General features: G+C 72.0%; 13 protein-coding genes. 9 read left to right on the top strand and 4 right to left on the bottom strand.

Going from position 1 to position 12,615, the window contains the following annotated elements; all coding sequences use genetic code 11:
* The first annotated feature begins 15 nt into the window (after nucleotides 1-15).
* The 3 genes from trpS (at nucleotide 16) to HN013_RS07265 (ending at nucleotide 2,768) form a co-directional block, all read left to right on the top strand.
* On the top strand, nucleotides 16-1,029 hold the full coding sequence (gene trpS, locus HN013_RS07275) for a tryptophan--tRNA ligase (RefSeq protein WP_171164203.1): 1,014 nt from the start codon (nucleotides 16-18) through the stop codon (nucleotides 1,027-1,029).
* Between the two features lie 186 nt (nucleotides 1,030-1,215).
* Nucleotides 1,216-1,806, top strand: a complete 591-nt coding sequence (locus tag HN013_RS07270; RefSeq protein WP_171164201.1) for a 2'-5' RNA ligase family protein — start codon at nucleotides 1,216-1,218, stop codon at nucleotides 1,804-1,806.
* A gap of 71 nt (nucleotides 1,807-1,877) precedes the next feature.
* Nucleotides 1,878-2,768, top strand: coding sequence for a YihY/virulence factor BrkB family protein (locus HN013_RS07265; RefSeq protein WP_171164200.1), 891 nt, complete (start codon nucleotides 1,878-1,880; stop codon nucleotides 2,766-2,768).
* 33 nt (nucleotides 2,769-2,801) lie between these two features.
* Here the strand turns inward: HN013_RS07265 and HN013_RS07260 are convergent, their stop codons facing one another.
* Nucleotides 2,802-4,169 (bottom strand): D-alanyl-D-alanine carboxypeptidase family protein, encoded by a 1,368-nt coding sequence (locus HN013_RS07260; protein WP_398978764.1) that lies wholly within the window; start codon nucleotides 4,167-4,169, stop codon nucleotides 2,802-2,804.
* Nucleotides 4,170-4,308: 139 nt separating this feature from the next.
* Between HN013_RS07260 and HN013_RS07255 the strand changes: the two genes are divergently transcribed.
* From HN013_RS07255 to HN013_RS07245, 3 genes are all read left to right on the top strand, one after another.
* On the top strand, nucleotides 4,309-4,590 hold the full coding sequence (locus HN013_RS07255; protein ID WP_171164198.1) for an SCO4848 family membrane protein: 282 nt from the start codon (nucleotides 4,309-4,311) through the stop codon (nucleotides 4,588-4,590).
* A 123-nt stretch (nucleotides 4,591-4,713) separates the two neighbouring features.
* Nucleotides 4,714-6,282 carry an ABC transporter substrate-binding protein gene (locus HN013_RS07250; RefSeq protein ID WP_171164196.1) on the top strand — a complete coding sequence of 523 codons (1,569 nt, stop codon included), beginning with the start codon at nucleotides 4,714-4,716 and terminating at the stop codon, nucleotides 6,280-6,282.
* A 271-nt stretch (nucleotides 6,283-6,553) separates the two neighbouring features.
* Entirely contained in the window at nucleotides 6,554-6,985 is a 432-nt protein-coding gene (locus tag HN013_RS07245) for an SgcJ/EcaC family oxidoreductase (protein WP_171164194.1), read from the top strand.
* Here the strand turns inward: HN013_RS07245 and HN013_RS07240 are convergent.
* Complete coding sequence (locus tag HN013_RS07240; protein WP_171164186.1) at nucleotides 6,939-8,318, bottom strand: MFS transporter; 1,380 nt, start codon at nucleotides 8,316-8,318, stop codon at nucleotides 6,939-6,941. The genes HN013_RS07245 and HN013_RS07240 overlap by 47 nt on opposite strands.
* Before the next feature lie 67 nt (nucleotides 8,319-8,385).
* On the opposite strand from HN013_RS07240, the gene HN013_RS07235 reads away from it, so the two are divergent.
* Nucleotides 8,386-8,946, top strand: a complete 561-nt coding sequence (locus HN013_RS07235; RefSeq protein WP_312018527.1) for a MarR family transcriptional regulator — start codon at nucleotides 8,386-8,388, stop codon at nucleotides 8,944-8,946.
* 6 nt (nucleotides 8,947-8,952) lie between these two features.
* Here the strand turns inward: HN013_RS07235 and HN013_RS07230 are convergent, their stop codons facing one another.
* Nucleotides 8,953-9,576 (bottom strand): histidine phosphatase family protein, encoded by a 624-nt coding sequence (locus HN013_RS07230; RefSeq protein WP_171164184.1) that lies wholly within the window; start codon nucleotides 9,574-9,576, stop codon nucleotides 8,953-8,955.
* Nucleotides 9,577-9,726: 150 nt separating this feature from the next.
* Between HN013_RS07230 and HN013_RS07225 the strand changes: the two genes are divergently transcribed.
* A complete protein-coding gene (locus tag HN013_RS07225) occupies nucleotides 9,727-10,719 on the top strand; it encodes an aldo/keto reductase (RefSeq protein ID WP_171164182.1) in 993 nt (330 codons plus the stop codon).
* A gap of 18 nt (nucleotides 10,720-10,737) precedes the next feature.
* Here HN013_RS07225 and HN013_RS07220 read toward each other — a convergent pair whose 3' ends face one another.
* Nucleotides 10,738-11,964 (bottom strand): MFS transporter, encoded by a 1,227-nt coding sequence (locus tag HN013_RS07220; RefSeq protein WP_171164181.1) that lies wholly within the window; start codon nucleotides 11,962-11,964, stop codon nucleotides 10,738-10,740.
* Nucleotides 11,965-12,056: 92 nt separating this feature from the next.
* Between HN013_RS07220 and HN013_RS07215 the strand changes: the two genes are divergently transcribed.
* A complete protein-coding gene (locus HN013_RS07215; protein WP_171164388.1) occupies nucleotides 12,057-12,587 on the top strand; it encodes a PadR family transcriptional regulator in 531 nt (176 codons plus the stop codon).
* Nucleotides 12,588-12,615 lie beyond the last annotated feature (28 nt).

The following is a 12,615-nucleotide window of genomic DNA, read 5'->3' as shown; positions in this document are numbered from 1 at the left end:
TGAGAGAATGTGCGCATGGCCCTTGATCGTCCGCGCGCACTGTCCGGTATCCAGCCCACCGCCGACTCCTTCCACCTCGGCAACTACCTCGGTGCCATCCGGCAGTACGTGGCGCTGCAGGAGACGCACGACGCGTTCTACATGGTCGTCGACCTGCACGCGATCACCGTCCCGCAGGACCCCGCGGAGCTGCGCGCCAACACCCGTGTCGCCGCCGCCCAGCTGCTGGCCGCGGGCCTCGACCCGGACCGCTGCACGCTGTTCATCCAGAGCCATGTCCCCGAGCACGCGCAGCTCGGCTGGGTGATGAACTGCCTCACCGGCTTCGGCGAGGCGTCCCGCATGACGCAGTTCAAGGACAAGTCGGCCAAGCAGGGCGCCGACCGGACCACGGTCGGCCTCTTCACGTACCCGGTCCTCCAGGTCGCCGACATCCTGCTGTACCAGGCGAACGCCGTCCCGGTCGGCGAGGACCAGCGCCAGCACATCGAGCTGACCCGCGACCTCGCCGAGCGCTTCAACGGCCGGTTCGGCGAGACCTTCACGCTGCCCGCCGCGCACATCGTCCGCGAGACGTCGAAGATCTACGACCTCCAGGACCCGACCGCGAAGATGAGCAAGTCGGCGTCCACCACCAAGGGCCTGATCAACCTGCTCGACGAGCCCAAGGCCTCGGCGAAGAAGATCAAGAGCGCCGTCACCGACACCGACACGGTGATCCGCTTCGACCCGGAGGAGAAGCCGGGCGTCAGCAATCTGCTCACCATCTACTCCACGCTCACCGGGACGGGAATCGCGGAACTTGAGCAGAAGTACGAGGGCAAGGGCTACGGTGCGCTCAAGACCGACCTCGCCGAGGTGATGGTGGAGTGGGTGACACCCTTCCGTGCCCGTACGCAGGAATATCTGGACGACCCGGAGACGCTGGACTCTGTCCTGGCCAAGGGCGCCGAGAAGGCCCGTGCCGTCGCGGCCGAGACCCTCGCCCAGGCGTACGACAAGGTGGGCTTCCTGCCCGCCAAGCACTGAGCCGCACCGGAGCGGGACCGCACACCGGGCGTGAGAAGTCCGTCACACCGGACAAGTCCGGACGGCCCGAAGGCGCAGGGAGGACCGCTGTTCCCCTGCGCCGGGGACCAGGAGACCTGGCAGGGGACGCGGCGCAGCCGCCACACTGACCACGGGGACCTACAGGCGCACAGGAGGGAGAACTCGATGGGGACCGTAACGCTCGGCGTTTCGATCGCGGTCCCGGAGCCGTACGGCAGCTTCCTCCAGAAGCGCCGCGAGGGCTTCGGTGACCCCCACGCGCACGGCATCCCCACCCATGTCACCCTGCTGCCGCCCACCGAGGCCGACGCCTCGTCGCTGCCGGTGATCGAGGCGTACCTCGCCGAGGTCGCCGCGGCGGGCCGGCCGTTCCCCATGCGGCTGGCGGGGACGGGCACCTTCCGCCCGCTGTCGCCGGTGGTCTTCGTCAACGTGGTGGAGGGCTCCTCCGCCTGCTCCTGGCTGCAGAAGCGGATCCGGGACGCGGCCGGGCCGCTCGCCCGGGAGCTCCAGTTCCCGTACCACCCGCATGTGACCGTCGCCCATGGCATCCCCGAGGAGGCCATGGACCGGGCCTACGAGGAGCTGGCGGACTACGCCGCCGCCTGGACCGTCGACGGCTTCGCGCTCTACGAGCAGGGCGCCGACGGCGTCTGGCGGCTGGACCGCGAGTACCCCTTCGGCGAGGAGGGCCCCGTCCCGGCCGCCATGCCCCGCCAGACGGGGGCTTCCCGCCCACCTGCCGCCTCCCGCTGAGCGCCGGTGAGCCCCCGGTGCACGCCGCTTCCCGAGCGGTGGGCACCGCCCGTCCGGGGTAGACGTGGATCATGGACTGGTTGACCCGGCTGCCGGTGATCGGGCCCGCCGCGGCCCGGATGATGCGGACGCACGCGTGGCGCTCGTACGAGACCCTCGACCGCGTGAAGTGGACGCGGCTCGCGGCCGCGATCACCTTCACCAGTTTCGTCGCCCTGTTTCCGCTGCTCACCCTGGGGGCGGCCGTCGCCGCGGCGACGCTCAGCGGGAAACAGGTGAAGGAGCTGGAGCACAGGCTGGCCGAGCAGGTACCCGGTATCTCCGGCGCCCTCGACCTCAGCTCGCTCGTGGACAACGCCGGCACGGTCGGCATCGTCGCCGGCGCCCTGCTGCTGGTCACCGGCGTCGGCTGGGTCGGGACGCTGCGCGAGTGCCTGCGCGCCGTGTGGGAGCTGGAGGAGAGCCCGGGCAACCCGTTCCTGCTGCGGCTGAGGGACGCCGGGGTGCTGCTGGGTCTCGGGGTCGCCGCCCTGCTGTCCCTCGGATGCTCGACGTTCGCCTCGACGGCCGTCACCTGGTCGGCGGACAAGACCGGACTGCCCACCGGCGGCGCCGGCGGCGTGCTGCTGACGGCCGCCGGATTCTGCGCCGCCGTGCTCGCGGACTTCCTCCTGCTGCTCTACGTCCTCACCCGGCTGCCCCGCGTCCAGCCCTCCCCCCGTTCCCTGCTGGCCGCGGCGCTGATCGGCGCGGTCGGCCTGGAGGCGCTGAAGCTGGTGATCGGCGGCTATCTCAGCGGGGTGGCGGCCAAGAGCATGTACGGGGCGTTCGGCACCCCGGTCGCCCTGCTGCTGTGGATCAACTTCATCGCCAAGCTGGTGCTGTACTGCTCCGCCTGGACGGCCACCACGCGGCACGACAAGAACGACGCGGACCTGCTGGGGAACGGCTCGGGCGAGTGACTGCGAGCAGTCACCCACCCGCGGCCGTACCCCTCAGGAGCGGCCCCGGCGCTTGGCCAGATCGGGCAGCGGCCACCGGCGGTGCACCACGTACGCGGCCGCCGCCAGCGCCACCACGGAGGCACCGCTGATCCCCATCGCCGTCCACAGCCCGCCGCCGCCCGAGCCGGACGACGAACCGGTGACCGACGCCTGCGCCTTGTCCCCGCCCTTGCCCCCGGACTTCCCGGCGTCCTTGCCCGCCCCCTCCAGCGGCGGGACGAGCACCCCGACGGGCTTGACGTGGCCGGTCGCCTCGAAGCCCCAGTCCAGCAGGTGTGCCGCTTCCTTGTAGACCTCGTTGGGCTCCTTGGTCTCCGGATTCATCACGGTGACCAGCAGCTTGCGGTCCCCGTGCTGGGCGACGCCGGTGAAGGTGTTCCCCGCGTTGGTCGTGGAGCCGTTCTTCACCCCGGCGATGCCCTTGTAGAACGGCACCCCCTGGCCGGTCAGCAGGCGGTTGGTGTTCTGGATGCCGAAGGTCTCGCGCTTCTTGCCCTTCCGCTCCTCGCCGGGGAACTGCGCGGTGGCCGTCGCGCAGTACTCGCGGAAGTCCGCCTTCTGAAGGCCGGAGCGGGCGAACAGCGTGAGGTCGTAGGCGCTGGAGACCTGGCCGTCCGCGTCGTAGCCGTCGGGCGTGACCACGTGCGTGTCGTTCGCCTGGAGCTGTTCGGCGTGCGCCTGCATGTCCTTGACGGTCTGTCCGACACCGCCGTTCATGGCGGACAGCACATGCACGGCGTCGTTGCCCGAGCGGAGGAAGACCCCGAGCCAGAGGTCGTGGACCGAGTAGGTCGAATCCTCCTTGAGCCCCACCTGGCTGCTGCCCTCGCCCATGCCCTCCAGGTCGGAGGGGACGACCTTGTGCTGCTGCGTCCTGGGGAACTTCGGCAGCACGGTGTCCGCGAAGAGCATCTTCAGGGTGGAGGCCGGAGCCAGCCGCCAGTGGGCGTTCTTGGCGGCCAGCACCTCGCCCGACTCGGCGTCCGCGACCAGCCACGCGTCACCGCTCAGGTCCTTCGGCAGCTCGGGCGCGCCCGCCTCCGGCCGTACCTGGACGCCCGGCCTGCCGAGCAGCTCGCCGCCGACCTCGGACATCTTCGCGGGCGGCTGCTTGGGCGGCCGGCCCTTGGCGTCGTCGGGCGTTCCGCCGGGCTTGCCACCGGGGCTCGGCCTGCCACCCGGGCTCTGTGAAGCGCCCGGGCTCTGCGTGCCGCCGGGGCTCTGCGAGGCGCCCGGCGTGTGAGAGGCGTGCGGGGCGGGCGGGGCCGCGAGCGCCGGGGCCGCGGTGGCCAGGGGGAGCGCCAGCGCGGCCGAGGCGGCCACCAGGGCCGCGCCGCGGCGGCGCGCTGTCGCTGAGATCGTCACGGTCGGTGATGTCGTCATCGGCACGCCGGTGAACGTACCCTTCCGCCCGGCTCCCGGAGCCGAGCCGGGGGTACGGGAACCCGCCGAGGACCCGATAGGACCAGTGCGTCCCCCGGATCGCATACTGAAACCCATGGTGAATTCCTCCGGCTCGACAGCCCCTCGGACCCCCGCTTCCCTCTCCCGCCCCGTCTCCTGGTTCCTGCTCGCCTTCGGCGTGTGGAGCTGGTTCATCTGGATCACTTTCGCAAAGAATCTCTGGAAGGACGGGAGCGGGCTGGCCTTCGACGACGCGGGCGAGCCGACCGCGTACTTCTGGGTCCATCTGCTGCTGGCGGTCACCTCTTTCCTTCTGGGGACGGTCGTGGGCCTCATCGGGTTGCGTGGGGTCAGGGCGTTGCGTCGCACCTCATAGCGGTTCCCCGTCCGGGCCCCCGGACAGCCTGTCGGCCACAGAAGTCGATCACTTGGCCGATTCTCAGGACGTGCGCGCGTTCGTGTGTTTAGGTGAGCCGCGTCACGGAAAGGGGGCGCAGCTATGCGTGGGATCCGGAGGCAAAGCCGGAACGGGGCGGTGCTGGCGGCATTGGCGCTGCTGGCAGTGGGTTTGAGCGGTTGCTCGGAGGATTCGGGGAGCAGTGGCGGCAAGGAACCGATCATCGTGGGAACGACGGATCCGGTCATCGGACTCGATCCGGCGGGGGTCTACGACTCCGGATCGTTCTCACTTTTCGGCAATATTTACCAGTCGCTGCTGACCTTCGCCCCGGGCACCGACAAGCCGACGCCCGACGCGGCCAAGACCTGCGGTTTCACGGACGAGAGCCGGCGGACGTACAACTGCACCCTGCGGTCCGGGATGAAGTTCGCCAACGGGCACAGCATGACGGCCAAGGACGTCAAGTTCTCCTTCGACAGGATCCTCGGCATCAAGGCGGACGAGGGTCCTGCGGTTCTGCTGGACACCCTCCAGTCGGTCGAGACCGAGGGCGACTCCAAGGTGACCTTCCGGCTCCGCAGGCCGGACGCCACCTTCCCCTCCAAGATCGCTTCGGGGGCGGGGTCGATCGTCGACAGCTCCGTCTACCCGGCGAACCGGCTGCGGGAGGGGAACGCGGTCGACGGGTCCGGGCCGTACAGGCTCAAGCGCTACGAGGCCAAGGGCACCGCCGAACTGGTCCCCAACTCGCACTACAAGGGCGCCATCAACAAGACGGGCAACCGCGTTACCGTCCGCTACTTCGCCGATCCGAAGGCGCTGAGCGCGGCCTGGAAGGATCAGTCCGTCGATGTCGCCTCCCGTGACATGCCGCCGGCCGACATCGCGGAACTCTCCATCCGGCAGAGCGATTTCCGGGTCACCGAGAACGCCTCCGCCAACACCCGCTTCCTGGTCTTCAACGTGCGGGACAAGTCGCCCGTCAAGGACGTGGCCATCCGGCGCGCCGTCGCGGCGACGGTGGACCGCGACGCGATCACCCGCGACGTCCACCAACGTACGGTCGAATCGCTCTACTCCCTGATCCCGCAAGGCGTCTTCGGGCACACCACGTCCTTCTTCGACCGCTACCCGAAGCCCGACCCGGAGGCCGCGCGCGGCATGCTCCGCTCGGCCGGCGTCTCGACGCCCGTCCGCTTCACCATGGCCTACTCCAAGGGCGCCGCCACCGACGAGGAGGCGGCCCTGGTCAAGAAGCAACTGGAGTCGACGGGGCTGTTCCAGGTGAACGCCATGCATGTGGAGTGGAGCGAGTTCCAGAAGGGGCGCTCCCGCGGCGCCTACGACGCCTACCTCATGGGCTGGGTCGCCGACTACCCGGACGCGGACAACTTCACCAGCCCGCTCGTGGGCAGCGACAACACCCTCTACTCGGGGTACTCCAACGACCGGGTCAACAAGCTGATCCGCAACGCCCAGCAGAGCGGCCGCCGCGACAGTGCCACCGATGCCTACCGGACCGTCCAGAAGATCGTCGCCGAGGACGTGCCGCTGGTGCCGCTGTGGCAGAAGAAGGAGATCGCGATCAGCAAGAGCTCCATCTCGGGCGCCCAGTATCTGACGGACGGCACGGGCCTGTGGCGACTGTGGCGGCTGGGGCGGATCTGAACCGCTCGGAAGAGCGTCGCCGAGCGGCCGACCTGACACAGTGCGGACGAGTCCTCCGGCTCCGAGGTTTCGTCCGCGCCCGGCCCGTGCCGGTGAACACGCTTGCCGGAGTGGCTCGTTCCGGACCGCCCGCGGGAGTGGCGCGGCGGGTGATCCGGTGACTCCGGCGGGCGCGCCCTTGACCTCAAGCGCTGTTGAGGTAGTTGAGTGAACGGCGTCGGACCGGACGAGGACCGACACTCTGCACTCGCAAAGGGAAAGTGATTTCATCATGGCAACGACCCATGAGATCCACGACGTTGTGCCCGCCGATGTCGAGGCCGCCGTCCGCGACGTCGTGCGCGCCCTCCAGGACGCCTACAACGCCAAGGACGCCGACGTCCTCGGGGAGCAGTACGCCCTGAACGCCACCTGGACCAACGCCATGGGGATGCGCGCCGACGGGCGCGAGGGGATCGCCGAGGCCGCGCGGAAGGTGCTCCCCGTCCTGCCGGACCAGCCGGTCCGCTACGACGTCGTCCGGATGTTCGCCATCCGGCCCGACGTCATCGCCGTCAACGTCGTCCAGACGCCCGTGGACGGGGACGGCGAGCCCGTCGAGGGCGCCCAGGGCGCCCCCCTGTACGTCATCTCGAAGGAAGAGGACGGCTGGAAGATCATCGCCGGGATGAACGGCTTCCTCGGCGGTCCGCCGGCGAACTGAGGTCCGTAGGCGGGCTGAGATCCGTCGGCGGGCCGACCGGCGCGGGGCCCGGGGCGGTTCCGGCCGGGACGGCCGCGTCGGGGTGCGGCGGGGTGTCGGGGAGCGGGTCGTGGCTCAGGGGAGCGGCGGCCCGCTCGTCCCGTCGTACGTCCGGCAGCAGGAGCACCCCCAGGTTCGCCGCGGCCACCAGCGCCGCCGCGGTGAGCAGGGGCGTCGCGGTGCCCACCGCCGCCGCCAGCGGGGCCGCGGCGGCGAGCCCCAGGGGCCGTGCCGCCAGGGAGATCAGGGTGTCGAACGAGCCGACGCGGCCCAGGGCCTCCGCCGGGATGCGCTGCTGGAGGACCGTTTCCCACAGCGGGGTCAGCACCCCCAGGGCGAACATCGCCGCGAAGTAGGCGGCCGTGACCGCGGCGACCGGCAGGGTGAGGGCCAGGGTCAGCAGGGGGAGCGCGTAGACGGCGGTGCTCACGGCGGAGACGGCGAGGGGACGGCGGACGGGCAGCCGGGGAGCGGCCCAGAGACCGGTGACCAGGCCCACGGTGCCCACCTGGGTGACGATCACCCAGGCGGTCTCGCCGCCGAGGTGGCGTACGGCGATCAGCGGTCCGAGCGTCAGCAGGAACCCGGCCGACAGGTGCCACACGCCGTGGCCGATCAGGCCGGCCAGGAACCAGGGGTGGCGACGGGTCTCCGTCCAGCCCTCCCGCAGCTCGCTCCGGAAGGAACTCCGGCCCGCGGCGGGGTCCCTGGGGAGCGGGTCCCGGCGCATTCCGCCCAGGGTGAGCGCGGACCCCAGGAACAGCACGCCCGTGAGGATCGCGGACCAGCCCGGTCCGACGGCCAGCAGCAGCCCGCCGGCCACGGCGGGGGCCGCCGTCCCGGCCAGCCCCTGCCACACGGCCAGTCGCGCGTTGGCCCGCAGCCGGTCGGTGCCGGCCACGACCGAGGCCACCAGCGTCCGTACGGCCGGGGTGCCGAAGGCGACGGCCGCGCCGGTCAGGGCCGCCAGGACGCAGAGGTCGGGGATCCGGACGACGCCCGCGGCCAGTTCGGCGCCGGTGCCGAGCTGGGCGGCGCCGCGCAGGAGGTCGGCGGCGAGCACGACGCGGTGCGGCGGGTACCGGTCGGCGGCCACGCCCGCGACGGGGAGCAGGAGCAGCATCGGCAGCGTCTCGCAGGCCATGACGAGCCCGAGGTCCGCCGCCGAGCCCGTGCGGACCACCGCGAGCGTCAGGGTGAGCGGGATGAGCGCCGTCGCCAGGGCCGCGACGGTCCGGCCGACGAGGAGCCGGCGGAGCGGGGAGGGTGGTGCAGGGGTGTCGAGGAGGGACATGGCGGGAGATTAATTCGCCAGCGAATCATTCGTCAACGAAATACTTGGAGCCGTGCATACTGGCCGGGTGGAGGATTCCGTCGATCGGCATATCGCGCGCTGGCGCGACAAATCGTCCTTCGACGAGCGGACGGAGGCGATCGTCTCCCGGCTGAAGACGCTGACCCGGCACAACGTCCTGGCCAAGGAACGCGCCCTCGCCGAAGTCGGGCTGCAGAACTTCGAGTTCGACACGCTGCACCGGCTCGCCGCGCGCGGGAGGCCCTGGCGGGCCACGCCCTCCGAGCTCTCCGCCGAACTGATGCTCTCGCCCGCGGGCACCACCGGCCGGCTGGACGCCCTGGAGGGCGCGGGCCTGGTCAGACGGCTGCGCAGCGCCGAGGACCGGCGGCGGGTCGACGTGGAGCTCACCGAGCTGGGGCACAGCAGGTGGGCCGCCGCCATGCGGGTGTGGGGCGTCGCGGAGGGGGACATGGTCGCCCCCCTCGACGCGGCCGAACAGGACGTGCTGATCGGCCTCCTGAGGAGGATGCTGCTCCATGTGGAGGGCGGCGGTCCGGGGAAGGGCGGCGGTCCGGAGAAGGCCAGCGGTCCGGAGAAGGCCAGCGGTCCGGAGAAGGGCCGCTGACGTCCGTCAGACGCGCAGTTCGGGCGGGAAGCCCGTCCAGCGCAGCTCCTCCGGCAGATGGCCCATGTCGTTGGCGAGCATGACCGAGGACGGGCGGTCGGGTGCGTAGCGGATGACGGTCAGCGCCGCGTTGCCCTGGTTGAGCATCAGCCAGCGCCACGGCGGGGCGTCGAGTGCGGCGCGGATCAGCCAGCCGACCAGGAAGTTGTGGGTGACGACCAGCTCGTGCCGGTCCTCGGTACCCTCCACCGGGCCGGTGAAGCGCTCCAGCGCCCGCCGGGCGAGGACCGGCCCCCGCTCCCGGTACACGGCGGGGAAGCGGTCGACGTACTCCAGGAGGAAATCCGCGTGCGCGTCCGGCAGTTCCTCCCGGCGGGGGACGTACGGAACACCGTCGTCCGCCTCCTCCGCGAGCTCCAGGGGCACCCCGTCGAGGCGGCCGGCGACCAGCCGCGCGGTCTCGGCGGCCCGGCCGAGCGGGCTGTGGTGGGCCACCGACAGGGGCGCTCCGCGCAGCCGGTCGCCGAGGAGGACCGCCTGGCGCCGGCCGGCCTCGGTCAGCGCGGTGCCGTCCCCGACGGCCTCGCCGTGCCGGGCCAGGTAGAGGTAGCGGGTGGCGTGCGACGGCATGGGCGGTCTCCCGGGCGTTCGCCGTGGCTGGTCACCGGCGGGGACGCGCTCCGTCCCGGCACCGGTTCCCGTACCTCCGCTTGACTTGGAGTGCGCTCCAACTCCTAACGTCCGAGGTGTTCCCGTACCACCATGCACAGGAGGCCCGGCATGACCACCCTTCCCACCCGACGGCTCGGCGGACTCACGGTAGGAGCCCAGGGCCTCGGCTGCATGGGCATGAGCCACGCCTACGGCGCCTCGGACGACGACCAGTCGATCGCCACCCTGCACCGCGCCCTCGACCTGGGTGTCACCCTGCTCGACACCTCGGACTTCTACGGCGGGGGCCGCAACGAGGAGCTGATCGGCCGGGCCCTCGCCTCCCCGGGGCGGCGCGAACAGGCGGTCGTCGCCACCAAGTTCGGCTTCGCCAACGGGCTGGGCGAGCCGACGGTCATCCGGGGTGACGCGGCGTACGTACGGCAGGCGTGCGAGGCGTCCCTCCGCCGGCTGGGCGTCGACCACATCGACCTCTACTACGCGCACCGGGTCGACCGGAACGTCCCCATCGAGGAGACCGTCGGGGCCATGGCCGAGCTGGTGGCGGAGGGCAAGATCCGCCACCTCGGACTCTCCGAGGCCAACCCCGAGACCATCCGGCGGGCGCACGCCGTCCACCCGATCGCCGCACTGCAGAGCGAGTGGTCGCTGTGGACCCGGGACCTGGAGACGGAGGTGCTGCCCGTCTGCCGTGAACTCGGCATCGGCGTCGTGCCGTTCTCGCCGCTCGGCCGCGGGTTCCTCACCGGCCGCTACACCTCGGTGGACGGGCTGGAGCAGACGGACATGCGGCGCACCCAGCCGCGCTTCGCCGACGGCAACCTGGAGCAGAACCTGGCGATCGTCGGGCGGCTGGAGGCGCTGGCCGCGGAGAAGGGCGTCACCGCCGGCCAGCTGGCGCTGGCCTGGGTCCAGCACCGCGGCGACGACGTGGTGCCGATCCCCGGCACCCGGCGCGAGAAGTACCTGGAGGAGAACGTCGCCGCCGCGGTCCTGGAGCTGTCCGCCGACGAGCTCGCGGCGATCGACGCGGCCGCCCCGGCGGACGGGGTCGCCGGGGCGCGGTACGACGAGACCAGCCTGACCTTCGTCAACGGCTGACCGCCCGGCGGGCGGCGGTCAGCCGCTCCGCCGCCCGCCCCGCCGGAGCGCGACCGCCGTCCCGGCGAGGGCCACCGCCACCACGACGGCACCGGCCCAGCCCAGCGCCGTGACGTCGGTGCCGGAGTCCAGCAGCCGCGAACCGCCCCACGAACCGGCCGCGTTGCCCAGGTTGAAGGCCGAGGTGTTCGCGGCGACGGCCAGCGCCGAGCCGCCGCCCGCCGCGCCGAGCACCCAGGACTGGAGCGGCGGGACCAGGGCGCCGGAGGCGAAGCCGATCAGCAGGATCGCCACCGGGACCAGCGCCTTGCTGTGGGCCACCACGCCGATCAGGACCAGTGCCCCGGCGAGCAGCGCCAGCGCCGTCACCAGCGTGCCGCGCAGCGACCGGTCCGCGAACCGCCCGCCGACGGCGTTGCCCGCGAAACCGCCCAGGCCGAAGACGAACAGCAGCGCGGTCGTGGCGGTCGCGCCGAACCCCGTCGCCTCCCGCAGCAGCGGTGAGACATAGCTGTAGAGCAGGAACCAGCCCGCCTGGGAGACGGCGGTGACGGCCAGCGCGCAGAGCACCTGGGGGCGCTTCAGGACACCGGCCTCGGCGCGCAGCGAGCCGCCCGCCTCCCGGGTGACCGTGCGCGGCACGAGGACGAGCAGGGCCAGGAATCCCAGCACCGCCGCGCCCGTCACGCACCAGAACGTCGCCCGCCAGCCCCACTGCTGGCCGATCGCGGTGCCGATCGGCCCGCCGAGCACGGTGGCCAGGCCAAGACCGCCGGAGACCCAGGCGATGGCGGACGCCCGGCGCCCGGGCGGGGCGAGCCGGACGGCGATGACGACGCAGATCGCCGCGAAGGTGCTGTGCGTCAGGGCCCCCAGCGTCCGCGCGGCCATGAGCAGCGGGAACGAGGGGGCGAGGGCGCCGAGGACATTGGCGGCGGCGAAGACGGCCAGCAGGGCCAGTGCCAGCGTCCTCGGCGCCACGCGCGCGGTCAGGACCGTGACGACCGGACCGCCGACGGCGACCGCGACGGCGTACGCGCTGAGCAGCTGCCCGGCGCTCGCCACGGAGACATGCAGGTCCCCCGCGACGTCGAGCAACAGGCCGACGAGGGCGAACTCGGCCGAGCAGAGCGCGAAGACCGAGAGCGCGAGGGCGGCGAGGGCCGCGACGGGGGCGCCCGCCGGGGGTGCTGAGGCCGGTGGTGCGGCGGCCCGGTGGAGCGGGGTGGTGGACGAGGCGGACAACGGCTGACTCCCTCTCTTGATTGAGTCGGAACGACATGTGTCGATCCGACCTATCTCGGAGTCTAGGCTTATGCTGTCTGTTCATGTCAAGCCTGTTGGATCTCGCCGTCCTGGGGTTTCTCCACGAGGAGCCCCTCCACGGCTATGAGCTGCGCACCCGCATCGCCCGTCTCACCGGGCACGTCAAGGCGATCAGCCACGGCACGCTGTACCCGGCGATCAAACGCATGGAGGGCGCCGGGCTGCTCGTCCGCGAGTCGCAGCCGGGCGCGGCGGCGGCGCCACGCCATGTGCTGAGCCTGACCGGGACCGGCCGGCGGGAGTTCCTGGAACGGCTGCGCCGGCCCGAGGACCCGTTCATCACCGACGAGAACCGCTGGTTCACCCTGCTCGCCTTCCTGCGCCACCTGCCCGACCGGCACGCCCAGGCCCAGGTCCTCCGCAGACGGCTCACGTTCCTCAGCGAGCCCAGCAGCTTCTTCTACGACGGGGACCGGCCGCTCGGCGCCGACGACGTGGACGACCCGTTCCGGCGGGGCGTCCTCACCATCGCCCGGGCCACCTCCCGGACCGAACTCGCCTGGCTGAAGGAGACGATCGCGGAGCTGGAACAGCCGGGATGAACGCGGAAGGGCCCCGCTCCACGAGGAG

The sequence above is a fragment of the Streptomyces sp. I05A-00742 genome (genome assembly GCF_013055795.1).
Classification (GTDB): domain Bacteria; phylum Actinomycetota; class Actinomycetes; order Streptomycetales; family Streptomycetaceae; genus Streptomyces.
The sequence above is the reverse complement of the archived record's forward strand: the minus strand, read 5'-3'. Positions and strand labels throughout refer to the sequence as shown.